We start from the raw sequence: 23,867 nt of genomic DNA on the forward strand, positions 1-23,867 counted from the left end.
TTTCAGGCTCTTGGTTTTGAATTGCTGAGTTGATGTGTGATGTTCCCTCAGCCTGGGGTCATCACTCGGCCCCATTTCAGCCAGCCTTTTCCCCGTCTAAGCATTCACTTTGGTTGGTCATTGGTTGGCCATTGGTTCAGCTCCAGCCCTGAAGAATCGCCGTTTCCAATCGCCCTTTGCGCGGATTGGGCTTAATTGCACACCCTTCAGGCTGGGGATCATTCTCATCAATGGGAATTGGCCAGTGGAATGACCCTCACTCGTTCGATCGCTCCTCACCCCCCATCCCATACCCTAACTTTTTCCCTCAAAAATCCTATGGTTGTCGCCGTTTCCCACCATTACTCGCCCATTGATGAATATCCCAGCCTGTCCTTGCCCACCTGGCTCAGCCAATGTTTAATGGAGGATTTTCATCATCCCCAAGGCACAGAACGCCCCCTAGGCAACAGCTTGATTTGTCGAGCCTTTCAATTTGCCTATGATCTGCATCAAGATCAATATCGGGCTTCCGGTGAACCCTACATTGCCCATCCGGTGGCCGTGGCTGGTTTGCTGCGAGAATTGGGAGGCAGCCCTGAGATGATTGCAGCGGGTTTTCTACACGATATTGTGGAAGACACGGCTACAACCCCGGAAGATTTGGAAGCCAAGTTTGGTGCAGAAGTGCGATTTTTGGTGGAAGGGGTCACGAAGCTTTCTAAGTTTAATTTCTCTAGTAAAAAAGAGCAGCAGGCGGAAAATTTCAGGCGAATGTTTTTGGCGATGGCCAAGGACATTCGTGTGATTGTGGTGAAACTGGCCGATCGCCTGCACAATATGCGAACTTTGGAGCATCTGGCTCCGGAAAAACAGCGCCGAATTTCCCAAGAAACCATGGATATTTTCGCGCCCTTGGCCAATCGTCTGGGCATTGGGCGCTTTAAGTGGGAACTGGAAGATCTGTCGTTTAAATATCTTCAACCGGATGCCTATCGGGAAATTCAAGAACTGGTGGCGGAAAAACGCACCGATCGCGAGGCCCGGCTCGATCGGGTGTTGCAAATTCTGCGCGATCGGCTCAACCAACTGGGCATTCAAAGCGCCGAAACCAGCGGCCGGCCCAAGCATCTCTATGGCATTTACCAAAAGATGCAGCGCCAGAATAAAAGTTTCTGGGAAATTTATGACATTGCTGCCGTGCGCGTCATTGTCCAATCGGTTGATGAATGTTACCGCGCTTTAGCCGTAGTTCATGATGAATTTCGCCCCATTCCTGGCCGGTTCAAGGATTACATTGGTCTGCCCAAACCCAACCGCTATCAATCGCTTCATACCTCAGTAATTGGCTTGACGGGACGGCCCTTAGAGGTGCAAATTCGCACCGAAGAAATGCATCGAGTGGCGGAATACGGGATTGCAGCCCACTGGAAATATAAGGAAACGGGTGGTAGCCACTTGGCCGCCAGCACCGATGATGAAAAGTTTATTTGGCTGCGGCAATTGCTGGAATGGCAAAGCGATCTGAAGGATGCGCATGAGTATCTGGAAAATGTTAAGAAAAATCTCTTTGAGGATGAGATTTATGTCTTTACACCCAAGGGCGATGTGATTGCCCTCAGCAACCATGCAACCCCGGTGGATTTTGCCTACCGGATTCATACGGAGGTGGGCAACCATTGCGCGGGGGCCCTGGTGAATCGCCGGATGGTGACCCTGGATACGGGCCTGCAAAACGGCGACATCATTGAAATCATCACCCAGAAAAATGCGCACCCCAGCCTCGATTGGTTGAACTTTGTGGTGACGGCCACGGCCCGCAACCGGATCCGGCTGTGGTACAAGCGATCGCGCCGGGAAGAAAACATCAGCCGCGGCCGCGAGCTGCTGGAAAAGGAACTGGGTAAGCAAGGGTTTGAAAGTTTTCTGAAATCCGCACCCATGCAGGCGGTGGCGGAGCGCTGCAACTACCACAGCGTGGATGACACCCTGGCCGCGTTGGGCTACGGGGAAATTACGTTGAATATGCTGCTGGGGCGGATTCGTGAGGTGGTGAAAACCGCGCAACCGGTGGCCGAGGCGGTGATTATGCCGTCGTCCAGCCCGCGCCCCCACGGGGATTCGGGGTCAAATCGCCATCGCCTGTCGCCCATTTTGGGGGTGGAAGGGCTGTTGCATCACATGGCGGGCTGTTGTCACGCGGTGCCGGGTGAGCCGATCGTGGGGGTGGTGACCCGCAGCAGCCGGGGCTTGGCCATTCACCGCCAAGATTGCAGCAATTTGGCCAATGTGCCGGGCGATCGCCTGGTTCCGGTGAGTTGGAACCCCGAGGTGACCAATGTGGGTCGCCAGCCCACCTATCCCGTGGAAATTCGGGTGGAAACAATCGATCGGGTGGGGGTGCTCAAGGATATCCTGACCCGACTGGCGGACTCGAATGTGAACGTGAACCGGGCCGCCGTGAAAACCAAGCCGGGCGAAACGGCCATGATCACCTTGGGCATTGACATCTGCGATCGAACCCAGCTCGATCGGGTCTTTACCCACATTCGCAAGATGAGCGACGTGATTGATCTGCGGCGGGTTTTCCAAAACGCGGAATAGCGATCAACGGAAATACTGGTGGGGGCGCACGGCTGTACTTATACCCGTACGCTCCTACTTAGGCGCTTTTGTTGCTGAGGCCTGCTGCTTAGGCTCCCATGCCGGAATATTGCCGCAGACCCCGCCGCCAGAGCCAACGATTCAAGCCATAAAAAAAGCCACTCCACAGCCCGATCGCCAAGAGTCCCTTACCCCAATCCACCGGCAAACCCATCAACAACGCAGCGGGAAAGTGGATCAGATAAGGAAATGGAGTCCATTCCACAATCGATCGCACCAGGGGCGGAAACACTTCCAACGGAGCCAAAATTCCTGAACCCAGCAGATAAATAAAAAACCAAGCCTGTTCCAGGGCGGCCGCTTTTTCCATCCAAAATGCCCCCATGGCAAAGGTGTATTGAATTAAAAATCGCAGGCCAAAGGCCAAAAGCGTAATGATCATAAACCCCAAGAGATTTGTGGCGCTGGGCAGCCAAAATGATTGGGGATAGAGCACAAAAAATAAGATCACGAGCAACCCAATGATCGGCAATCGCACAAATCGCTCCGTGAGGTGGGAAACCAGGTGATGCCAAACTGGGTCGATCGGCTGTAAAAGCTTGGGCGAAAGGAGACCTTGGTTCACTTCTTTCTCAAATTCCCAAACCACCCAAACTACGTTCATTTGCCGAGCAATGAATGCGGCTAGGTAATATTGAGCAAATTGGATGGAAGATAGCCCAAATTGCCCCGTTTCCGCCGCTTTGACCCAAGCACCCATCAAAATGAACGGCACGGCCCCCGAAAGGGCCCAAAGCAATAATTCCGCCCGATATTCCAACATATAGGCGTAATAGGTGGTGCTTAGGGCGCGGAAGATGGCTCCCGATCGCCGAATTTGTGCCATTAAGGGCTTAGGGGAGGATTTAGGGGCTTGAGGAGTAGATTGCATGGGCGCAGTGATGATGAATTTCTAATTGAGCAGTGCCCAATGGATGAGTTTTTGATGGATGAATTTTCGGTGATTCAACTGTCAATCAATCACAACCTAGATCAAATAGTGATCAAATTGTAATCAGAGAGCCATCAAACAGAGAAATTAAGAAATGAAGAAGAGCAATTAAGAAGAACGACCAGAAAAGCATAGTCAAAAAAGGTAGATCAAAAGTAGATCGAAAGTAGATCAAAAACCGTAAATCCAATCGTCAGGGACTGAGGTAGGGGCATGGATGTTCAAAGGCTACAGTCGATCGCCGATCGCCACGGGTTCTCGGTGGCAGCGGTCAGCCATTTGGCCGACAAGATTCGATCGGGACGCGGAACCATGGCCCAGTTTAATCACCCGGAGTTGGGCGGGGCGGGCCAATGGATGCAGGGAGGGATGGTGATGATTGGGGATCTGTTTAATCAGTCCCTGAAAGCTCGGGTGGCTAACCTGTGCCAAGACTTGTACCAGGACTTGTGCCAGACCTGGGCGACAGAATTGCCAACCACTCCAGGTGTTGCCCACTCAACGCAGGTGCAATACCAAAGCGCCCCGATCGCCCCACCCAGTCAGCCATCTCGCCAGCCCCCCAGTCAAGCAACCCCCGGCCAGTCGCCGCTCCCCTGGAACCCCATGCCGCCCATGGACTTCGGAGCAGGCGATTGCTGGTGGCCAAGGGACTGGGGCCAGCCCTCAATTCAAGGCCGCCAAAACCATCTGGATTATGCTTATTTTGCGCCGTTCAATCGCCTGGCCCTGCGACAGGGTGGAATGGTGACTGTTTATGACACCACGGGTTATCAGATTACGGGATTCAGCCAGCAACAAACGACGGAAAGCCAGGGGCTGATTTGTTTCAGTTCCCGGGGACAGGTGGCGGTTCGTCAGTTCCCACAGTTAGTTTGAGCATTGCCTCGACCGTTGCCATCCATGACCAGCGAACAGACCTTGGGCCTTCTACTGTTGCTAACCCTTTGTCCGGCTTTGGGAGCTTTGCCGCTCACGGACTGGATTGTGCGTTGGGGCACGGGCAAACGGTTGCGACGGTTGGGCACGGGAAATGTCAGCGTCTCGGCGGCTTTTTACCATGCGGGGCCCTGGTGGGGCCTGTTGGCCGTGTCGGGGGAGGCCCTGAAGGGATTGGGCGCGGTGTGGTTGGCTCGGCAGTTTTTCCCGATTGAGTCGGGCTGGGAATGGCTGACGATCGGGGGTGTCGTGTTGGGGCGCTACTGGGTGGGCCGAGGCGCGGGCATGACCAACGCCACTTGGGGGGCGATCGCCCATGAACCCAGTGCGGCGTTGCTGACGGGGTTGCTGTCGGTGTCTGGGTTTGCCTTCACGCGCGATCGCCAAACCAGTCGGCTGCTGGCCCTGGCGCTCTATCCGTTGATGTTGGGGTTGCTGAATCCCAATGGGGTCGATCGGGTGGTGGGGGCTGTGTTGGTGGCGGCTTTGCTGGCCTGGATTTGCCAAACCATGCCCGAGGATCTGGCCTTGGGGCGATCGGGAGCGGCCGCCGGTTCTCAAGGGGCCATGGGCTTTTTTCAAGGCAAGGCAGATTCAATGCTCTCTCTCGATCAACCACTAGATCCACAACGGGCCGGCACGAAGGCCGCCACCCTGTCCCGCTTGAAGGCTTGGGGCTATCCGGTTTTGCCCGGTTGGATTTTGCTGCCGGGAGATGATCCCGTGCTGTTGGCTAACCGCTTGGCGGGCCAGGGCGAGTTAACTGAAGGGGTGGCCCAAGCCATTTTTGATCCGCCTTTGATTGTGCGATCGTCTGCGATCGGGGAGGACGGCGATCGCTCGGCCGCCGCTGGCTTGTATTGCACTGTCAGTGATGTGCGTACCCCCTTGGAGTTGGTGGAAGCGGCGGCGGTGGTTTTTGTGTCCTATGACGCACCGGAGGCGATCGAGTATCGGCGCGATCGCAACCTGCCCGATGCCAGCATGGCCGTGCTGGTGCAACCACAAATTGCCGGAGCCTTTTCGGGAGTGGCCTTCAGCCGCGATCCCGTGACGCAACAGGGCGAAGCGGTTTTGGTGGAAGCCCTGCCCGGTTCTGCTGCCCAGGTGGTTTCCGGGCGCATCACCCCCGAATCGTACCGAATTGATTTGAGTGAATTGGATGTGACGGCCTGGCGCGAGTCCCGATCGGTTGCCTTTCCGGGCCCGGCCAATCCGCCCCAGTCGATCGAGTCAGAATTGCGGGCCCTCGCCACCAGCACGCGCCCCCTGGCCGCCGAAACCGGAACCGGCGATGTGCCCGGTTGGTTGGTGCGGGAAGTGGCCCTGTTGACGCGGGATTTGGAATCTCACTTTGATGGCGTTCCCCAGGATGTGGAATGGACATTTGACGGCCAGCACCTGTGGATTTTGCAGGCTCGCCCCATCACCACCCTGCTACCCATTTGGACGCGGCGGATGGCCGCGGAAGCCATTCCCGGCGTAATTCGGCCCCTCACTTGGTCCATTAACCGGCCCATGACCTGTGGGGCTTGGGGGCGACTGTTCACGCTGGTTTTGGGCGATCGGGCAGCGGGATTGGATTTTTTGGAAACGGCCACCCTTTTCCACGGCCGCGCCTATTTCAACGTCACCCTGTTGGCGGATTTGTTTCGGCGGATGGGCTTGCCGCCCGAGAGTTTGGAAGCCCTCACCCACGGGGGCAAAATGAGCCGGCCACCCCTCACGGCCACCCTGCGCAACTTGCCGGGGCTGTGGCGGCTGTTGGGTCGGGAGTGGAATTTGGATCGATCGTTTCAGCGCGACTGGGAACAGTGGTTTGAACCCGGACTCCAAAACCTGGAAACCCTGCCAGCAGAACAGTTTTCAGAGCCAGAACGCCTCTTGGTGCGGGCAGAACAGATTATGGGGCTGCTCGATCGCGCCACGGAGTACAGCATTTTGGCCCCCCTGAGTGCGGCCCTGCGCCAGGCGATCGGCCGTCGCAAACCGGAGCAACTGGATCCCAGCCGCCACCCGGAAGTGGCCGCCACCCGCTGGCTCCAGAATTTGGCTCAACGGATGCAAGCGGTTTTGTCCTTGGAGCGAATTCGCGCCTTGGATCAGGCCCCGGCCGTTTGGGCCGCCTTGGCGGAGTCACCGGAAGGGCGGGAAATTCTCGCCAGCTTTCAAGTGTTTCTGGACACCTATGGCTATTTGAGCGAAGTGGGAACCGATGTGGCCGTGCCCACCTGGCGCGAGGCGGTGGAAATTCCACAGACCATGCTGTTGCAGTTGGCCAAAACCCCAATCACCCAGCCTAGCAACCCTCGCCGTCAAACCTCGATCGCCCAGCGCCGTCTTGATTTGAAAGGACAGGTGGCAGAACTCTACAACAAGCTGTTGGCGCAACTGCGATGGACTTTTGTGGCCCTAGAGCAGCAGTGGCAGGCGATCGGCCTGTTGCAGCAGGAAGGCGACATTTTCTATCTGGAATTAGCCGAAATTCGGCAATGGGTGGCTCACCCCCAAAACCAAAACCTGCAACGGATTCTGACCGCTCGGATTGCCCAACGCCGCCAAGCCTTTGCCGATTGGTGCGAAACGCCGGCCGCTCCGTTGGTTTATGGCCAAGAGCCGCCCCTTTGTGCGCTGGAGTGGAGTGCGGCGGCGGCGCGATCGACCCTCCGTGGGTTGGGCGGCAGTCCCGGCCGGGTGGAGGGGCGTGTGATTGTGATTCGATCGCTGAGTGAACTGACCCTGGCTCCGGCGATCGATCAACGATCCATTTTGGTGATTCCCCATGCGGATGCGGCTTGGGGCCCCCTTTTGGTGCGGGCTGGCGGCCTCATTTGCGAGGCGGGGGGGCGCTTGTCCCACGGAGCGATCGTGGCGCGGGAATATCGAATCCCAGCGGTGATGGACATTCCCAACGCCACCCAACGACTCCGCACGGGGCAACTGTTGCGGCTGGATGGCACAACCGGCACGATCGAGATCTTAGATTGATTGACCTTGGGTCCGGCCCGATCGTCCGGTTGATCGGCTGGAAAATACCGCCCTGTTAATCCGCACCTCTTCACCATGAACAGCCCGTCCATCACAGCTCGATCAGGCTGTGATCTGGTGAGTTCGGTTAATCAACAATGGCGGTGCAGTCAATTTCCACCAATACATTCTTGGGCAAACGAGCCACTTCCACGGTTGCCCGCGCCGGAGCCGTTACCTCGGAAAAGTATTTGGCATAAACCGCATTTACCATGGCGAAATCATCCATATTCGCCAGAAAAATCGTGGTTTTCACCACATTGGCAAAACTGGTTCCTCCGGCTTCTAAAACTGCTTCCAGATTTTGCAGCACCCGTTCCGTTTGGGCCACCACATCGCCTTCATGAACGAGTTGATTGGTAGCCGGATCAATGGAAATTTGCCCCGAAGCAAACAGCATTCCATTCGCGACGATCGCTTGGTTATAGGGGCCAACGGGATTAGGCGCTTTGTCGGTTTGAATAACTTGTTTAGGCATGATCTAATGGGCAACCAGAGAATTAGTAATCAAAATCAGGGGCGAGGTCGCTGTCCATAATAGCGGTAACGGAGGTAATCTTCGAGGATGCGATCGTGATCAAAGCAAAGATTTTTAGGCAGCTCCCAAGGATTAAAGATCGCTAAATTTTGGGCATCATCGGCCGCCTGGGGATCGCCCGTAGCCGCCGCGATAAACACCACGCTCATGGTGTGTTTGCGCGCATCCCGCTGCGGGTCGGAATAGACATAGAATTGCTCGACCAAATTCACCGTCAAACAGGTTTCTTCGAGGGCTTCCCGCCGGGCCGCATCCTCCACCGATTCGCCATAATCCACAAAGCCGCCGGGAATCGCCCAACCCAGCGGATCGTATTTGCGTTCAATCAACACGATCGGGCGGTGAGGGCGATCGACCAGTTCAATAATCAAATCCACCGTGGGGGCTGGATTGCGGTAGGTTGGCTCACTCATGATTTTTGGGGGAGAGAATAGGAACCCGTGAGGGGATAGACCGTGCCGCGTTCGGTGTCGAAAGCCCAGGCGGTGATTTTGGGCGATCGCACAATCTCCAGCCGTTTTTGGGGATCAGACACCAGTTTTTCTAGCTCAAAACTCTTGCTCCAGCGATTATTAGGGCAAACAAAATCACCGAGAATTTGTCCCATCCCGCGATAGTTTTTACCTACTTTTGCCGCTGTGAACGGAATTGTTGCGCCGTCTTTTTCGTAAGCCAACAAGATCGATCGCGTAGGCTGGCAGCCACCGCCCAGGGTCAGCTCACCACCGGCCATATATTCCCAGGTCTCGTCATTTTTTTGGATCGTGAGGGTTTGGAAGTTTCCGGCGATCGGCTGGCCCTTCGCCATAATTTTCAAATCACTCTTAATCGGCATCGGCAAAGCTAAGGGCGGCTTGATAAATCCGAGGCGATCCACATCCCCGATCGTCTTTAAAACATGGTCATTCAGTTCAGGATAAATCCACTCCGTGAAGCAGCGTTCATCTTGGAAACTGTTGATGAACGTTAAGCAAGCTTTGCCCTGATGGCGATCGCGACTGAAGTTTGCCAAGTTGCGCGACCCGATCGCAAAGCTGGCGTAATGCAACACTAAAAATAGGGTTAATGCAAAAATCACCAGCCCTTTTCGCCAAGGTTTGGGTAGGCGGCGCTGAGTGAATTGGGGCAGCAAAATCGCAGACAGATGAATAATCGCAATCCACAGATAAAGCGAAAAGGTTTGGTAACGGGAAGTCAGGGCAGAATCGGGCCCAAATCCAAATCGCCCGAGGGTGACGATCGCATCCGTTCCAATCGCGTAGCACCCAAAGATCACCCACTCAAACGATCGCACCCGATCGCCCCGCCAAGCCAGGATTACTAACCCCAAAAAGCCCAGCAATCCCAAAGCACCCAGCAGTTGACTCAGCCCTAAATCATCAAACCCCAGGATTGCCCCCATCAAGGCAAACCAATATTTCAACCCCTCGATCGGTTGTTGCAGCGGCCCTGCAAAACTCGGGTGGCTGGGGGGTTTGTAGTAATCCCAAAAATAGAGCAGCAAATTCGCCGCCATTGCCGCCAGCCAAACTCCAAGGCCGATCCAGGATTGGCGAGCCGTCGCCCCCAACAATTGAATCGATCGCCCCAAATCCCCCACAACCTTGTAGGGGCGCACCGCCGTGCGCCCACCACCATCTTCGTCACCTAACGATCCAATTTCACCAACATCCCGCACCGCCGTGCGCCCACCAGCATCTTGCCGACCCAACCCAACGATCCAATCCTTTAAAAACAACGCCGGGAACGACAGAAACCAGCAAAACATCCCGCTAGCGCTGGAATAGGTGCTGATTGTAGCTAACACAATATTGATCGCAATTTTCTGCCAAAACTTCAGCGAAGATTGCGCCAACCATAAGCTCGTGGTGATGCAAAAAATCGGCAGGAAAACAACAATTTGAATGCTATAAACCCAGTTTTCCCATTGGGACGGACTGAAGAGTAAGCAACTGGCTAAGGCAAAGGCGATCGCCTGAAATCTGCGATCTAAAACGGTCGATCGCCCCAGAGCAAAAATCGCCACTGCTGCCCCACAAACCAGGGCAAAAATTACCGCCAACTCTGCCCGAATATCCCAGCCCGTCAGATAAGCCAATCCCAAAAAGATCAGCCGGGGAAACACCTTGCGGCTTTCATTGTGTTGGGAAATAAAATCCGCGAAGGTCAGGGGTTGTTGCTCCGCCAACTTCACGAACAACACCCCCGGCGTGTCCCACTGGTCGTAGGTGGGCAGGTTTACGCCATAACGCACCATCAAGGCCGCCAGCAGCAGCGCGGGCAGCACCCAAACCGCCAGCCACGGCCAGCCCTTCGATCGAACGGCATTCAACACACACCACTCCTGGCCAGAACCTAACGCAAATAGGCGATCGTCACGCCCGTGCCGCCGTCCTCGCGGGGGGCATCCTCAAACCGTTCCACCAGTCGATGGGTCTTGAGGTGGGCGCGCACGCCGTCTCGCAGTTTACCGGTTCCCTTGCCATGCAAGATCCACAGGCAACCAAAGTCAGCGGAAATGGCTCGATCGATCGCCTGTTCCACCTCGATTTCCGCGTCGGCCACCCGGGACCCACGAATATCTAGGGTGTTGCTGCTGGTGCGGAGGATCGATCGCTCCTTGGTTTTTGGCGGCGGCGCGGGTTTCGGCTCCGGTTTTTGCACCTCGATTTTTTTGCCATCGAGGGATTCCACATCGGCAAAACTGAGGGTCGCTTTAATCAGCCCCATCCGAATCGTGATTTCCTCGTCGGCCTCATCGATCGCCAACACCTCCGCCGCGCCGCCAAGCTTGGGCACGCGCACCCGTTCGCCCACCTGGGGTTTGTAGCCCTTGGGTTTCGGTTTTGGCTGCTGGGACGGTAGGAATTTTTGGGCAATTTCGCCCACCTGGGCCGTGGCTTGCTGGGCTTGCTGACCCGTGGGTGTGCCCCGCTGCAACTGCCGGATCACCTGGGCGATTTCGCTGCGGGCCCGCTCAATTTCCTTTTGGACGGCGGCTTCTTGGGTTTGTTTGAGCTGTTCTTCGCGCTCCTTCAGGGTTTGGGCCTTGCGATCGATTTGTTCATGCAAAAACTCCGCCCGCTGCAACAGGTGCGCCACCTCGTTGGCCTTGGCTTCCTGGCGGCGGCGTTCGGCTTCTAGGCCGGCGATCGTCCGGTTGATGTCTTCCGATTGACCACCCACCCGATCGCCCGCGGCCATCACCACGGCTTCATCCAACCCCAACCGGCGGGCAATGCTCAAGGCGTTCGATCGCCCCGGAATCCCCCACAGCAACCGATAGGTGGGGCTGAGGGTTTGGTCATCAAATTCCACCGAGGCGTTCTCGAACCGGCTATCGCGATATTTCAGGGTTTTCAGTTCCCCAAAGTGGGTCGTGGCCACGGTCAAGCGGGCGCGATCGGCTAGGGTCTCCAACAAGGCGGCAGCCAGGGCGCTGCCCTCAGCCGGATCGGTTCCTGCGCCCACCTCATCCAACAACACCAACGATTCCAGACCACGTTCCCGTAGGGGCGCACCGCCGTGCGCCCTTTCCGTCGCGATCGCACCCAACCCGTTTTGATCATCCGAATCATCGTTGGTGGCGGGGCGATCGGCGGAGGGCGCAAGGCCTTGCGCCCCTACGGTTTCGTTAGCATTGATCGCCTCTGAATCGTCTGTGGTGGCGAAATCGTCGGGGGCAAGGGGCTTAAGCCCCTTGTCTGGCGATGGGTTGGTGGTGGTGGGGCGATCGGGCTGGAGGGCATCCAGAATACGGACGATCCGGCGGATGTGACCCGAGAAGGTGGACAAATTCTGCTCGATCGACTGCTCATCACCGATATCCGCCAACACCTGGCTAAACCACGGCAACTCCACCGGCTCCCGCGCGGGCACAAACAGCCCCGCCTTCGCCATTAGGGCCGCCAAGCCCAGGGTTTTCAGGGTGACGGTTTTGCCCCCGGTGTTCGGCCCCGTAATCGCCACCACCCGAATCGTCGGATCAACGCGCACATCGATCGGGATTACGTCCCGCCCTTGCTCGTGCTTCTGTTGCCAAATCAGCAACGGGTGGCGCAACTGCCGCAGGGTCAGGGTTTCATCCGGTTCAATAAAACGCGGCGCATTGCCCTCAATCCAAAAGGAATAGCGGGCCCGCGCAGCGGCCAAATCCAGCTCCGTGGCCACCGCCAGCAGTCGCTCCAGATCCGGAGCTACCTCGGCAATTTGCTCGCTCAACCGCCGCCGGACAATTTCCGACTCGATCGCCTCCTGCCGTTGCCATTGGCGCAGGCGGTTGTTTTGCTCCGTAATCGTGTGGGGTTCCACGTAGAGGGTCGCGCCCGTGGAAGACGTGTCGTGGACAATGCCGCGAATCACGTCCTTATGGCTGGCCTTCACGGGAATCACGAACCGATCGCCCCGTTGGCTAATATTTGGTTCCTGAATCGCGTTGGACTGCTGCTGCATGATGTTGTGCAGCTTTTGGTAAATCCAATCGCGGCCAGCCCGCAGCTTTTCGCGGACTTCCGCCAACTTGGGGCTAGCGCGATCGGTCACATCACCGCGATCATCGATGCAGTAGTGAATTTCCTGCTCCAGCTCGGGATAAGTCCGCAGCTCCTCGACCAGGGCCGCCAGGGCCGGCAAATCTTCCCGCTGGTCGATCGCCCGGCGCAGGTTGCGGGCCCCCGATAAGGTGGTGGCCACTTCCAACAGCTCCTCGCCGGCCAGCACGCCGCCCCGCGTCGCCCGATCGAGTGCCGAGCCAATATCGGCAATGCCGCCAAAATTCAGACCCCCCGTGGCGCTGCGTTCCAACTCCCAGGCCTCGCGGGTTTGGGCCAACAGGGCTTCGCTGGTGCGGCGATCGCTCGGAATTGGTAATTGGCGCGCCACGATCGCCCCCAGCTTGGTTGCCGTAAAGGTTGCCAGATGCTGGCAAAGGCGCGGCCATTCCAACAATTCCAGGGTTTCAATCTGGATCGACTCAGCTTGATTGGCAATCAGTGATGATGGCAACGGAGACACAGGCAACCTAACGTTATTGCGATGAAAAACGGCGCGGTTCTTCTATTGTAAAGGTCAAGCTCAAAAGACAGATCTAGGAAATTTCAGAAATTGCTGATCTTGTCCTGCTTTGTCCTTGATCAAATTTTCTAATTCAGACCTGATTTTGATTCCAGGATTAACCTGGCTATATTCTTGGGTCTAACTGTGTTGATCCTGATTGCATTTTCTGCCATTGCGCTGGCTGGCTGCATCGATCATCTGATCGCTGACGGCTCCAATTTTTGATTGATCTAACTTGACTGATCCAACTTGATTGATCTAATACATTTGCAATTCAATTTGCCGAATTGAAATGAAGCGTTCGTCAGGCAAAAGAATCACTCGATCTTGAAAAATCGGTCGCCCGCGAAAGGTGTGCCGATTCACCACAATTCCATAGGGCCGCCGAGCGCGATCGACCATAATCACACAGTAGGCCTCATAGATAGCTCGGGCTGCTCGTAACAAGTCCAGCTCTGGCCCCTCTGGCGGCAGTTCCAGGTAGTCTGCATAGTCGGTCTCGGGCGGCTGAGACCGTTTAGACAAGGCACGCGATCGGGTGGATGAGTATGGCACAGGGCAGAACCAAGGTGAAGGAAACAAGCAAAGGAACGCGGGGAAGTGCCCCATCACCCATCATCAAGGCACTCTAATTGCAGGTTTACCTCAAATGGTGGCAGAATTCCAGTCTCAATTTTTCAGTGATCCCATCAAAGTCCTGCAAACAGCACTTTGAAGCATGAATTTAAGACCTGTATCTAAAACATGCATCTAAAACATGTATCTAAAACATAAATTTAGAACACAAGCTTAGAACACAAGCTTAGAACATGTACTTAAAACATGACTTTCTCGGAAATCCAAAGACTCTGTTGATAGTCGAGGATGCAGCTCCAACCCTGCTGGCTTAAGAATTCCTTCGTGAGTCGGGCTTTGCCACCGCCCGGCAACCCATTGTCATCGAGCAAAATGATGCAACCTTGGCGTAATTTATCCCAGGCAGCTTCAATTTCTGCCAGTTGATGGGCCTGAGATTGTTGTTGAATTTGAGGATCGTCCCACCAATCCAAACTATCCAAATACAGCAAGTCGATCGGGCGATCGAACTGTTTGAGGAAGGTCACCGAATCACTGCAAACATACTCAATTCGCTGAGCCACATGCTGGGTGCAGTGCTGGGAAGTGGTCAGATTTTCCGGCGACAGATCCACCGTCCAAAGACGACCGCCATCAAAGGTTTCCAGGGTTTCACCAAAGATGGTGGTTGAGCAGCCAGCTCCCCAGTCGTCGGGTAGTCGCTGAGTGCCGGTTTCCACAATCACCCCATCCCGCCGATCGCCCAAGTGCTGCAAAAATAGCCCGATCGCTGACTTGAACGTTGGATAGCGGGCTTGGGGGGCTGACCCAAAGCGTTGGTCAAACCAGCCCCCAAAATAGCCAAACGTCGCAGATCGTGAAGTCATTAGGTTAAGGGTGCGATCGACTGGAGTTGTAGGCTGGGGTGATCTCCCTCCACCTGTTGACAATTCCACTCGTTTTTGAACAACAAAACGGGACGATCCCACATATCTTTGACGGTCATGGCATTAAACAACCGGCCCACTTTGGCTAGCTCATCCCAACCGGCAGTGACCCAACGGGCCACGGAATAGGGCAGCAGCTCAACCCGTGATTCCACTCCGTATTCACTTTGCAGGCGGAATTGCACCACTTCAAATTGCAGTTGCCCCACGGCCGCCAAAATCGGATCGCGCTTGGCTTCGTCAGTGGAATACATGATTTGGACGGCTCCTTCTTCGCGAAGTTCCGAAATTCCCTTCTGAAATTGTTTGAATTTAGAGGGGTTAGGGTTTCGCAAATAGGCAAAGAGTTCCGGCGAAAAACAGGGAATGCCTTCGTACTCAATTTTGGGGCCAATGTAAATGGTGTCCCCGATCGAGAAGGCTCCAGGATTGTTTAAGCCAATGACATCGCCCGCGTAGGCTTCTTCAACGGATTCGCGATCCTGGGCAAAGAGTTTTTGCGGCCGAGCCAATCGTAAGCTTTTGCCCGATCGCGCATGGGTCACCACCATGTCTTTCTCGAATTTGCCGGAGCAAACCCGCACAAAGGCCACCCGATCGCGGTGTTTCGGATCCATGTTGGCCTGCAACTTGAAGACAAAGCCCGAAAAATGCTCATGGGTTGGGTCAACGGATCCAGTTCGGGCGGTGCGGGGGCCTGGCTTGGCCGCATAGTCCAAGAAGGCATCGAGAAACAGTTGCACCCCAAAATTGGTCATGGCACTGCCGAAGAAAACGGGGGTGAGTTCGCCGGCCAAAACCGCTTCGAGATCCAACTCAGAACCCACTTCTTCAATCAGTTCCAGTTCATCCCTAAAGGCTTGATAAACATCCGGTTCCACCAGTTCCAGCAGTTCCGGTGCGTCCAAATCCAGGGTGGTTTCGCCGGCCATTTTGCTGCCGTGGCGCGATCGCTGGAACAGATGCACTTTCCGAGTACGGCGATCGAACACTCCTTTGAAGCGATCGCCCGTCCCGATCGGCCAGTTCACCGGATAGGTGGCGAGTTTTAGTTCCTTTTCAATTTCATCTAATAGATTCAGCGGTTCTTGAGAGGGGCGATCGAGCTTGTTGGCAAAGGTAAAAATCGGCAATTTCCGCAACCGGCAAACCTCAAACAGTTTGCGCGTTTGTGGCTCCAACCCTTTAGCCGCATCAATCAACATCACCGCATTATCCGCAGCGGCCAGGGTGCGGTAAGTGTCTTCGCTGAAATCTTGGTGACCGGGCGTATCCAACAAATTAATTTGGCAGTCACGATATTCAAACTGCAACACCGTGGAGGTGATGGAAATGCCCCGTTGCTTTTCCAATTCCATCCAGTCTGAGGTGGCCTGGCGCTGGTCGCGACGGGCCCGCACGGAACCGGCTTCGTGAATTGCACCGCCATACAGGAGCAACTTTTCCGTGAGGGTGGTTTTCCCCGCGTCCGGGTGGGAAATAATGGCAAAGTTGCGGCGGCGGTTAACTTCCACAGCCAGTTTGGCGGAGTCGGCGAATTCAACGACCATGGTTCAACGGAAGGATTGGCTTTCAGATTATAGGGGCTTGGGCCGGTGTGGGCGGCTGGGGCCCGATCGATTGCAACCGCCGCAACCGATCTCGATCGCAACCATCCTGTTAAATCGATCGCACGGGAACCGAATCAATCCCTGTATCTTCTGAGGATCAGAATCCGATTTTCAATGGCAGTCAGAATTGGCTGAAATCCGAAAGTTGCTGAAAGCCAATGGATTGAAACGCCGTCTGACATGCCATTGACAACCCCCTGACATCTGGCGGCCTTAGGCTGACCGACGATTACCCAGCGGCTGGGCCGCGTTGGAGTCCTGCGTTTTGAGGTGCGATCGACATGCGAAACAATCTCAGCCTTGCGATCACCACCCTAATGACTGTGGTTGGCTTGCAGCTTCTGTTGCTACCGCGATCGAGCACCACGGCCAAAATTCCCCAAACAACAGCTTGCACCCAGGCGGCGGTTTCTGGGCGCTGGTTTGGGGTCTCCTTGGGGCAATCGCAGCAGCAGCTTGATGATCCTTGGACGATCGCCACCCTGGAAACCAATACCATTCCCAGTCCTCAAGGGGCGCTGGATTGGCTGCGGGGCCATACGATAGGCTGCGAACCGCCCCCATCACCCACCCCAACCCCATCACCTACCCCAACCTCAGCATCCCGCCCGTGAGTCGTCGCCGCCGTCCTACTGTCCCTGCCCGATCGTCCGCCTCTGACTTGACCCAGCCGATCGCCCCTGGGGCAATGGCTGCCCCCCACGCGATCGCGCCCCAAGCTGGGCAACGGTTGCAAAAGGTATTGTCCCAATGGGGCTTGGCTTCCCGTCGCCATGCGGAAGTTTGGATTACGGAAGGGCGAGTGCGGGTCAACGGCCAGGTGGCGCAATTGGGCTGCGTGGTCAATCCCGCAGTGGATCAAATTGAGGTTGATGGTCGGCCCGTTCATCCAGCCGATCGACCCGCACTGATCTATCTACTGTTGAATAAGCCCGCCCGGGTGCTGTCGGCTTGTGCAGACGATCGGCAGCGGCGAACCGTGTTGGATTTACTTCCCCGATCGCTCGTTGAACAAACGGGACTGCACCCCGTGGGCCGCTTAGATTGGGATTCCACTGGGGCCTTGTTGTTAACCAACGATGGGGAACTGACCCACGCCCTCACCCATCCTCGGTTTCACCAACCCAAAACCTATCGCGTGTGGGTGCAGGGACAGCCCAGCGCCCAAGTGTTGGCGCAATGGCGACAGGGCATTTTATTGGATGGCCGCCCAACGCTGCCGGCCCAAGTCCGCGAGGTGCAAGGGCGCGGGAATCACCCTCAGGGCGATCGCACGGAACTAGAAATCACTTTGGTGGAAGGTCGAAATCGGCAAATTCGACGCATGGCCGAATTATTCGGTCATCCGGTGATAAAGTTGCACCGTATTGCTATTGGTTCGCTCACCCTGAAATCAAAGCAGGGTCAAGAGCTGCCAATCGGCACTCATCGGCATCTAACAGCCGCTGAAATTCAGCAGTTGCGCCGCCAGTCCGGCTTAGGATCAGCCCATTAATCCCAGTCCGACTCGTTCCCCGTCGATTGATCATGATTGATCATCATGCTTGCCGGAATTCCCCTTGAATTCCCAAAAGCGTCGCGAGCGGTATCGGTCAAGACCCAGCCCATGGGACAATCCTAATCTCAGACCCAAGTACCATCCTCAAGATTCTGACCTCAAAAATCTGACCTCAAAATTCTGATGGTGGTTGTCTAAACCTTCGCAAGATGGCCTCTCGGTCGCTAGGATAGTCACGAGTCTTCGTCTCCCCAACTCTCGGTACAATCTTCCAACTCCTCCCCGTTCCGCCGCATCACGCACCGCAGCAGCCACAAGGATATGAACGACAGCACGATGCCTGCTGACTCGCCCCAAGTTGAGCGCCTTGTTGAAATCGGCGCTCGACTGCGGGAATGTCGCGAAAGCCAAGGCTTAACGATCGAGTCCGTCGCGGCAACCACCAAAATTCAACGTCGTATCCTGCAAGCACTTGAGGCGGCCGACTCGTCCTCGCTGCCCGAGCCGGTTTATGTGCGCGGGTTTATTGCCAAGTACGCCACGGCTTTGGGGTTGGATGGTTCCGAAATTGCCCAGGAATATCCGCTGCAAAATGGCATAGTTCCCGTGCGCTCCCAACGGGTGCTGTCGGTGATTCCTGCTCCCCAGCTCAAGCCGGCCCATTTGGTGATGCTGTATATCGGTGTCCTGATTGCGTCGGTGTTGGGTCTGTCGGCCCTGTTGCGCCAAAGCCAGCCGGCCCCCAGCACGGTGATTGTGCAGCCGCCGGTTGCTTCACCCAGCCCGGCGGTTACGCCGACTCCCCGATCGACTGCCAGCCCCAGTACCCCAGCTCGCCCGACGGCGGCCGCTAGCCCTTCACCTAGCCCCACGCCTTCGCCTAGCCCTTCACCGACTCCCAGTCCTTCACCGACTCCTAGCCCTAGCCCTTCACCGACTCCTAGCCCCAGTCCGTCACCTAGCCCTTCGCCCAGCCCGACTCCTACGGCTTCTGCCACACCGAAGCCCACCACGAGTCCGAGTCCTCGTGCCACGACCCCCACGCCCTCACCGAGGCGCACGGCGGCCCAGTCGCCCCGCCCTGCTGCGACCAGCAGTCCTGCGCGATCGCCCGTTCCAGCCCTAGCCAGTGGGGGTGACGGGGTGTTGGTGGCTCAGGGAATTGCTAGCCAAATTCGCTTTCCGCAGCGGCTCAACCTGGCCCCGATCGCCCCAGTGCGGGTGAATGTGCGGCTCACGGCCCGTTCTTGGGTGCGAATTCTGACCGATGGCAAGGTGATCTATGAAGGGGTCTTGCCCGAAGGAACCCAGCGTTTGGTGACGGGTCAGCGCAATGTGGTGGTGGTGACGGGCAATGCGGGAGGGACATTCCTGAGCTACAACGAGGGCACAGAACGGAAGCTGGGTAATACAGGAGCGGTGCAGTCGGCTCGCTTTGGCACGCCCGGTGCTGGCCAGGCTCCGGGGCGATCAAACAATCGCCCTAACAACCAGCGTGGCGGCACTCCGGCAAATAACCAAAATCAGGCGCGGGACGGCGCAAATCGCAATAGCTTACCTAACTAGCCGGTTATATTTGCGTGGCTCTTGTGTAGCCGATCAGCGAGTGTTTTCAACCTTTCAACCTTTTGATTTTTCAACCTTTTGATTATTCTCCATATGCTGCAAAGCCCTCGGATCGATCAAATCGCGATCCGAGGGCTTTGAGTATCGTTGATTGGGACGGCCTAATAGGCATCCTGAAGTTCGTAGAAGTCCGGCGAGATATAGTCCTTGCGCAAGGGCCAGCCCACCCAATCTTCTGGCATCAGAATCCGCTTCAGGCTCGGGTGGCCTTCGTAGACAATGCCGTACATGTCGTAGGCTTCGCGTTCTTGCCAGTCAGCGCCTTTCCAGATCCAGTAGACCGAGGCTACGGTTGGGTTGGCACGCGGCAGGAACACCTTGACACGCACTTCCTTGGGCTTGGTCACGTTGTCGGCCACCTGCACCAGGTGATAGAGACTCACGAGGTCTTCACCGGGGCCCAGGTCGTAGGCACACTGACATTGGAGGTAATTAAACCCGTAGGCGTAGAGGGCGGTGGCGATCGGCAGCCATTTGTCCTGATCGACCTTGATCACTTCCACGCCCAAATCATCGATTTCCAGCAGTTCGTTACCGAAGCCGTTGCTGGTCAGCCATTGGGAAATGTCCCCTTTGAGGGCGATCGCACCGGCTTCGTTGGTGGCGAGATCGGTGGGTTGGGTTTCGTCGGCCATGCGTTGCGTCTCCTAAGCTTCCTGTTTGGCCCGATCGGTCAACAGCGCGGGCGGCACGGGCAGCCCGATCGCGTCGGTCAGGCTCTTGGGCGGGGCTTGTCGGCCCGGCTCTTGCAAATAGCGACCGGTCAAAATCGGCGAAGTTGGCTTCATTTGGTGGTCGATCGTGTAGTAGCGGTTGGTTTGGGCCGTGGCTCCGCGCTCCGCCAGTGACTCATTGGCCACCTTTTTGCGCAGCTTGATAATCGCATCCACGATCGCTTCCGGACGGGGCGGGCAACCGGGCAGATACACATCCACCGGAATCAACTTATCCACACCGCGCACGGCCGAAGGTGAGTCCACGCTGAACATGCCACCCGTGATTGTGCAAGCCCCCATGGCGATCACATATTTCGGCTCTGGCATTTGCTCATACAAGCGCACCAGGGCCGGAGCCATTTTCATGGTGATCGTTCCGGCGGTGATCAACAAATCCGCCTGGCGCGGGCTGGAGCGGGGCACCAGTCCAAAGCGGTCAAAGTCAAAACGGGAGCCAATCAGGGCTGCAAATTCAATGAAGCAACAGGCCGTGCCATAGAGCATCGGCCACAAACTCGACAACTTCGCCCAGTTGTAGAGGTCATCCACCGTGGTCAAAATCACGTTTTCCGACAGATCTTGCGTGATCTGCGGACGACCCACGGACTCGATCGGGTTAGGGTTCGGTGTTACGACCATTCCAACGCTCCTTTGCGCCAGGCATAAACAAGGGCAATGACCAGGATGGCAATGAAGACCAGGGCCTCAATGAAAGCCAACAGACCCAAGCGGCTAAAAGCCACCGCCCAGGGGTATAGAAACACGGTTTCCACGTCAAAGACCACGAAAACCAGTGCAAACATGTAGTAACGGATATTGAACTGAATCCAAGCTCCGCCGATCGGCTCCATCCCTGATTCGTAGGTCGTGCGCCGTTCCTTGCCAGGACGCTTGGGGCGCACAACGGCAGAAGCACCTAGGGCAAGCACAGGCACAATGCCGCAAAGCAGCAGGAAGCCTAGAAAGTATTCATAGCCACTCAGCGTAAACATATCTGGGGGTACTGCTGGAGAACTCTAAAGCGGGGATCAGCGCCTTTTTTCCCAACCTGGGGTCGGATTCACCCAGGGTTTGCCAACCCAAGGGCTGGCCATCACTTGCTGGAAGCTGCTGGAAGCTGGCGCTCATTATTCTGACATGAACGAATCGATGAAAACTTTGGATGCTGGGGATTTGATGGCTTTTTGGGGGATTTTGCGCAGGGTCGATCGCCCCAGAGCCTAGACCAGAGGGGCGATCGCGCCTGTGCGATAATCGTTAAGACAATCTTTTAATCCCAGTAATTAGCCCACGTTAACTAGCCCAGGTTAACGGTGGCGGAGCATGGGCCTGTGCCCGGCTCCATGGGGCTAAACCCGATCGAGTCCTGACCTCGATCGGCTCGGTTGAATTCCCGTCGTTTCGATCTTCACGCTTCCTGTCGCAACCCATGACTCATCCACCAGAGGACTCACCGATCGAACCGATCGCGGCTGCCGACTCCAGCGCGATCGAGGCCACCTCCTCGGAACCGGCCGCCCCCGCCCCGCCCGATCGCTATGAATGCCGCTCCTGTGGCTATGTCTACGAACCCGGCAAGGGGGATGAGCGTCGGAACGTGGCCCCCAACACCCCCTTCGAGACCCTGCCTGAAAATTGGCGCTGTCCCGTTTGTGGCGTGAAAAAATATCAATTCAAAAGCATCGGCCCCGCCGGCAAAGCCTCCGGATTTGACGAAAACCTCGGCTACGGCATTGGGGTTAACACCCTCACTCCCGGTGCAAAAAACGTCCTCATTTTCAGCGTTTTGGGCCTGGGAATTCTGTTGCTCCTGAGCTTTTATGGTCTGAATTAGCCCAAGGCAGTTCCCTTGGCTGATTCCCGCTGAGCACTCCTTTCAGACCGCACCGAAACTCTCGATTCCGGTCACCTCATCATCCCATTTATCCCATGACCCACTGGCTTCGTAATCTATTCCCCAAATTATTGCCTGTCCTGTTTGCGGCCCTGCTTTGCGTGGGCTGCACCGCTCGCAAAATTGACTCCGTAGCGGCCAACCCCTGGGAGGTGATTAACCTGCCCACCGAACAAACCATGTTGGATGTGACCCTGGTGGGCAAGGGGCCCCACGGCTGGATGGTGGGTAAAGGGGCCACCATCCTGGAAACCACTGACGGTGGTAAAACCTGGGCCGATAAGTCCCTGGATTTGGGTGACTCGCCCTATAACTTGGAGTCCGTGAGTTTCTCGGGCAAAGAGGGCTGGATTGTCGGTAAGCCCGCCATCCTGCTGCATACCACCGATGAGGGTAAAACCTGGTCGGAAATTCCCCTCAGCAACCAACTGCCCGGCGATCCACGCTTGATTGTGGCTTTGGGATCCCAGCAGGCCGAAATGATGACCGACTTGGGAGCCATTTACCGCACCACGGACGGCGGCCGCAACTGGAAAGCCATGGTGCAAGAGTCGATCGGGGTGGTGCGCAACGTTTCCCGATCGAGCAGCGGTAAATACGTCTCCGTTTCCTCGCGGGGGAGCTACTACTCCACCTGGACTCCTGGCGATGAAGCTTGGCAGCAACATAACCGCAACAGCTCGCGCCGTCTGCAAAACATGGGCTTTGGCCCTGACGATCGCCTGTGGTCTCTCGCACGCGGGGGCCAGGTGCAATTCAGCAGCCCCACCGATGTGGAAACCTGGGCCGCCACCACCAGCCCCGAACTGCGCAACAGCCTTGGGCTGCTGGACTTGGCCTATCGCAATGATCAGGAGCTGTGGATTACTGGGGGGAGCGGCGATTTGCTCGCCAGCTATGACGGTGGCAAAACCTGGCAGAAGGATCGCGCCGTCGGCGATGTGCCCTCCAATTTCTACCGAATTCTGTTCTTTGGGCAGGATCAGGGCTTTGTGCTGGGCCAAAACGGCGTAATCTTGCGCTATGACACAGCCAAGCTCAATGCCGCAGATCCGGCTGCCAGCTAAGGCGATCGCGGCTTTGTCCATCGATTTTCGGTGAGTTGCGGCCGGGAGCGTTGTTGGTGCTCGATCGCTGGTGGATTAGTCGCCGGTTTCTGCATCGGTTCATGTGCCGGTTCATGTGCCGGTTCATGTGCCGGTTCATGTGCCGGTTCATGTGCCGGTTCATGTGCCGGTTCATGACAATCGCGGGACGCATCCCCAGCGATCGCCCGATCCCCGCCGCCCCTCGCAAAAAGCTCGATCGCCCAGGATTGGCTTGTGGAGTTTTTCCCCCGTTCTGTATCATGGAAACCAGCAATTGCCCATTCTCCGGCCGTCGCTGAAGTTCCCAAAACTCAGCGGTTTCCGGGTTGAATGATTGGGCAAGCCGCTAGCTCTTGTTTAATTTTCCATTGAGAGAAGACTAAAGAGACTATGTCATCTGGATCAACTGGTGAGCGTCCGTTTTCGGACATCGTAACGAGCATCCGCTATTGGGTCATCCACAGCATCACCATCCCGGCTCTGTTTATCGCTGGTTGGTTGTTTGTCAGCACGGGCTTGGCCTACGACGCATTCGGAACGCCCCGCCCCAACGCATACTTCACCGAGACGCGCACCGAAGTGCCGATCGTGCAAATCCGTCAAGGCGCTAAGACTCAGATTGATCAGTTCTTGCAGAAGTAGTTATTGAGCGTTTTTAACAATCATGGCGACGCAGAATCCCAACCAGCCCGTTGTTTACCCGATTTTTACCGTTCGTTGGTTGTCAGTTCACGCACTGGCAGTACCGACGGTGTTCTTCCTGGGCGCGATCGCGGCCATGCAGTTCATTCAGCGCTAGG

Annotated in this window: 22 protein-coding genes; 11 read left to right on the forward strand and 11 right to left on the reverse strand. The window is 56.3% G+C overall.

Annotated elements, in window-relative coordinates; translation table 11 throughout:
• The first annotated feature begins 318 nt into the window (after positions 1-318).
• Positions 319-2,583: a RelA/SpoT family protein gene (locus ACZA91_RS17620; protein WP_099534169.1), complete on the forward strand. Its 2,265-nt coding sequence runs from the start codon at positions 319-321 to the stop codon at positions 2,581-2,583.
• Positions 2,584-2,671: 88 nt separating this feature from the next.
• Here ACZA91_RS17620 and ACZA91_RS17625 read toward each other — a convergent pair whose 3' ends face one another.
• A complete protein-coding gene (locus ACZA91_RS17625; RefSeq protein WP_199312467.1) occupies positions 2,672-3,469 on the reverse strand; it encodes an ABC transporter permease in 798 nt (265 codons plus the stop codon).
• 318 nt (positions 3,470-3,787) lie between these two features.
• Here ACZA91_RS17625 and ACZA91_RS17630 point away from each other — a divergent pair, with 318 nt between their 5' ends.
• Both ACZA91_RS17630 and ACZA91_RS17635 read left to right on the forward strand, forming a co-directional pair.
• On the forward strand, positions 3,788-4,453 hold the full coding sequence (locus ACZA91_RS17630) for an SHOCT domain-containing protein (RefSeq protein ID WP_463183770.1): 666 nt from the start codon (positions 3,788-3,790) through the stop codon (positions 4,451-4,453).
• Between the two features lie 24 nt (positions 4,454-4,477).
• Positions 4,478-7,501, forward strand: a complete 3,024-nt coding sequence (locus ACZA91_RS17635; protein ID WP_190529543.1) for a glycerol-3-phosphate acyltransferase — start codon at positions 4,478-4,480, stop codon at positions 7,499-7,501.
• 127 nt (positions 7,502-7,628) lie between these two features.
• Here the strand turns inward: ACZA91_RS17635 and ACZA91_RS17640 are convergent, their stop codons facing one another.
• From ACZA91_RS17640 to prfC, 7 genes are all read right to left on the reverse strand, one after another.
• On the reverse strand, positions 7,629-8,018 hold the full coding sequence (locus ACZA91_RS17640; protein ID WP_099534166.1) for a RidA family protein: 390 nt from the start codon (positions 8,016-8,018) through the stop codon (positions 7,629-7,631).
• 35 nt (positions 8,019-8,053) lie between these two features.
• Positions 8,054-8,491 carry an NUDIX domain-containing protein gene (locus ACZA91_RS17645; RefSeq protein WP_463183772.1) on the reverse strand — a complete coding sequence of 146 codons (438 nt, stop codon included), beginning with the start codon at positions 8,489-8,491 and terminating at the stop codon, positions 8,054-8,056.
• On the reverse strand, positions 8,488-10,413 hold the full coding sequence (locus ACZA91_RS17650; RefSeq protein WP_463183774.1) for a hypothetical protein: 1,926 nt from the start codon (positions 10,411-10,413) through the stop codon (positions 8,488-8,490). Before ACZA91_RS17650 ends, ACZA91_RS17645 begins: the two co-directional genes overlap by 4 nt.
• Positions 10,414-10,433: 20 nt before the next feature.
• Positions 10,434-13,091, reverse strand: coding sequence for an endonuclease MutS2 (locus ACZA91_RS17655; protein WP_463183776.1), 2,658 nt, complete (start codon positions 13,089-13,091; stop codon positions 10,434-10,436).
• A 300-nt stretch (positions 13,092-13,391) separates the two neighbouring features.
• The gene (locus ACZA91_RS17660; RefSeq protein ID WP_143473083.1) at positions 13,392-13,688 is read right to left on the reverse strand and encodes a hypothetical protein; all 297 of its coding nucleotides are present in this window, start codon (positions 13,686-13,688) and stop codon (positions 13,392-13,394) included.
• A gap of 260 nt (positions 13,689-13,948) precedes the next feature.
• Positions 13,949-14,575 (reverse strand): class I SAM-dependent methyltransferase, encoded by a 627-nt coding sequence (locus tag ACZA91_RS17665; protein WP_190354729.1) that lies wholly within the window; start codon positions 14,573-14,575, stop codon positions 13,949-13,951.
• Complete coding sequence (gene prfC / locus ACZA91_RS17670) at positions 14,575-16,185, reverse strand: peptide chain release factor 3 (protein WP_190354728.1); 1,611 nt, start codon at positions 16,183-16,185, stop codon at positions 14,575-14,577. Before prfC ends, ACZA91_RS17665 begins: the two co-directional genes overlap by 1 nt.
• 341 nt (positions 16,186-16,526) lie before the next feature.
• On the opposite strand from prfC, the gene ACZA91_RS17675 reads away from it, so the two are divergent.
• The 3 genes from ACZA91_RS17675 (at position 16,527) to ACZA91_RS17685 (ending at position 19,309) form a co-directional block, all read left to right on the forward strand.
• The gene (locus ACZA91_RS17675) at positions 16,527-16,859 is read left to right on the forward strand and encodes a hypothetical protein (RefSeq protein ID WP_190354727.1); all 333 of its coding nucleotides are present in this window, start codon (positions 16,527-16,529) and stop codon (positions 16,857-16,859) included.
• A 74-nt stretch (positions 16,860-16,933) separates the two neighbouring features.
• Complete coding sequence (locus ACZA91_RS17680; protein ID WP_190530766.1) at positions 16,934-17,740, forward strand: pseudouridine synthase; 807 nt, start codon at positions 16,934-16,936, stop codon at positions 17,738-17,740.
• Between the two features lie 324 nt (positions 17,741-18,064).
• Positions 18,065-19,309, forward strand: a complete 1,245-nt coding sequence (locus ACZA91_RS17685) for a helix-turn-helix domain-containing protein (protein ID WP_463183780.1) — start codon at positions 18,065-18,067, stop codon at positions 19,307-19,309.
• A gap of 161 nt (positions 19,310-19,470) precedes the next feature.
• On the opposite strand, the gene ACZA91_RS17690 is transcribed toward ACZA91_RS17685, so the two are convergent.
• From ACZA91_RS17690 to ndhC, 3 genes are read right to left on the reverse strand one after another with little or no spacing between them, the layout of a single operon-like run.
• Complete coding sequence (locus ACZA91_RS17690; RefSeq protein ID WP_463183781.1) at positions 19,471-20,004, reverse strand: NAD(P)H-quinone oxidoreductase subunit J; 534 nt, start codon at positions 20,002-20,004, stop codon at positions 19,471-19,473.
• 12 nt (positions 20,005-20,016) lie between these two features.
• Positions 20,017-20,724, reverse strand: a complete 708-nt coding sequence (locus ACZA91_RS17695) for an NADH dehydrogenase subunit K (RefSeq protein ID WP_099534303.1) — start codon at positions 20,722-20,724, stop codon at positions 20,017-20,019.
• Positions 20,715-21,077 carry a photosynthetic/respiratory NAD(P)H-quinone oxidoreductase subunit C gene (ndhC, locus tag ACZA91_RS17700; RefSeq protein WP_099534302.1) on the reverse strand — a complete coding sequence of 121 codons (363 nt, stop codon included), beginning with the start codon at positions 21,075-21,077 and terminating at the stop codon, positions 20,715-20,717. The genes ACZA91_RS17695 and ndhC overlap by 10 nt, the downstream gene beginning before the upstream one ends.
• A gap of 437 nt (positions 21,078-21,514) precedes the next feature.
• Here ndhC and ACZA91_RS17705 point away from each other — a divergent pair, with 437 nt between their 5' ends.
• From ACZA91_RS17705 to psbF, 5 genes are all read left to right on the forward strand, one after another.
• On the forward strand, positions 21,515-21,919 hold the full coding sequence (locus ACZA91_RS17705; protein ID WP_099534301.1) for a rubredoxin: 405 nt from the start codon (positions 21,515-21,517) through the stop codon (positions 21,917-21,919).
• A gap of 95 nt (positions 21,920-22,014) precedes the next feature.
• Complete coding sequence (locus ACZA91_RS17710; protein WP_463183784.1) at positions 22,015-23,046, forward strand: photosynthesis system II assembly factor Ycf48; 1,032 nt, start codon at positions 22,015-22,017, stop codon at positions 23,044-23,046.
• 103 nt (positions 23,047-23,149) lie between these two features.
• Entirely contained in the window at positions 23,150-23,401 is a 252-nt protein-coding gene (locus ACZA91_RS17715) for a hypothetical protein (RefSeq protein WP_463183786.1), read from the forward strand.
• A 56-nt stretch (positions 23,402-23,457) separates the two neighbouring features.
• The gene (gene psbE, locus ACZA91_RS17720; RefSeq protein WP_099534298.1) at positions 23,458-23,709 is read left to right on the forward strand and encodes a cytochrome b559 subunit alpha; all 252 of its coding nucleotides are present in this window, start codon (positions 23,458-23,460) and stop codon (positions 23,707-23,709) included.
• A gap of 22 nt (positions 23,710-23,731) precedes the next feature.
• Positions 23,732-23,866, forward strand: a complete 135-nt coding sequence (psbF, locus tag ACZA91_RS17725) for a cytochrome b559 subunit beta (protein ID WP_099534297.1) — start codon at positions 23,732-23,734, stop codon at positions 23,864-23,866.
• The last annotated feature ends 1 nt before the right edge of the window (position 23,867 follow it).

The organism is Limnothrix sp. CMB-01 (assembly GCF_055193175.1).

Bases quoted from the DNA above. Each gene is read 5' to 3' on its own strand.
- ACZA91_RS17620 (WP_099534169.1), top strand. From the start codon at position 319: ATGGTTGTCGCCGTTTCCCACCATTACTCGCCCATTGATGAATATCCC.
- ACZA91_RS17625 (WP_199312467.1), bottom strand. From the start codon at position 3,469: ATGGCACAAATTCGGCGATCGGGAGCCATCTTCCGCGCCCTAAGCACC.
- ACZA91_RS17630 (WP_463183770.1), top strand. From the start codon at position 3,788: ATGGATGTTCAAAGGCTACAGTCGATCGCCGATCGCCACGGGTTCTCG.
- ACZA91_RS17635 (WP_190529543.1), top strand. From the start codon at position 4,478: ATGACCAGCGAACAGACCTTGGGCCTTCTACTGTTGCTAACCCTTTGT.
- ACZA91_RS17640 (WP_099534166.1), bottom strand. From the start codon at position 8,018: ATGCCTAAACAAGTTATTCAAACCGACAAAGCGCCTAATCCCGTTGGC.
- ACZA91_RS17645 (WP_463183772.1), bottom strand. From the start codon at position 8,491: ATGAGTGAGCCAACCTACCGCAATCCAGCCCCCACGGTGGATTTGATT.
- ACZA91_RS17665 (WP_190354729.1), bottom strand. From the start codon at position 14,575: ATGACTTCACGATCTGCGACGTTTGGCTATTTTGGGGGCTGGTTTGAC.
- prfC (WP_190354728.1), bottom strand. From the start codon at position 16,185: ATGGTCGTTGAATTCGCCGACTCCGCCAAACTGGCTGTGGAAGTTAAC.
- ACZA91_RS17675 (WP_190354727.1), top strand. From the start codon at position 16,527: ATGCGAAACAATCTCAGCCTTGCGATCACCACCCTAATGACTGTGGTT.
- ACZA91_RS17680 (WP_190530766.1), top strand. From the start codon at position 16,934: ATGGCTGCCCCCCACGCGATCGCGCCCCAAGCTGGGCAACGGTTGCAA.
- ACZA91_RS17685 (WP_463183780.1), top strand. From the start codon at position 18,065: ATGAACGACAGCACGATGCCTGCTGACTCGCCCCAAGTTGAGCGCCTT.
- ACZA91_RS17690 (WP_463183781.1), bottom strand. From the start codon at position 20,004: ATGGCCGACGAAACCCAACCCACCGATCTCGCCACCAACGAAGCCGGT.
- ACZA91_RS17695 (WP_099534303.1), bottom strand. From the start codon at position 20,724: ATGGTCGTAACACCGAACCCTAACCCGATCGAGTCCGTGGGTCGTCCG.
- ndhC (WP_099534302.1), bottom strand. From the start codon at position 21,077: ATGTTTACGCTGAGTGGCTATGAATACTTTCTAGGCTTCCTGCTGCTT.
- ACZA91_RS17705 (WP_099534301.1), top strand. From the start codon at position 21,515: ATGACTCATCCACCAGAGGACTCACCGATCGAACCGATCGCGGCTGCC.
- ACZA91_RS17710 (WP_463183784.1), top strand. From the start codon at position 22,015: ATGACCCACTGGCTTCGTAATCTATTCCCCAAATTATTGCCTGTCCTG.
- psbE (WP_099534298.1), top strand. From the start codon at position 23,458: ATGTCATCTGGATCAACTGGTGAGCGTCCGTTTTCGGACATCGTAACG.
- psbF (WP_099534297.1), top strand. From the start codon at position 23,732: ATGGCGACGCAGAATCCCAACCAGCCCGTTGTTTACCCGATTTTTACC.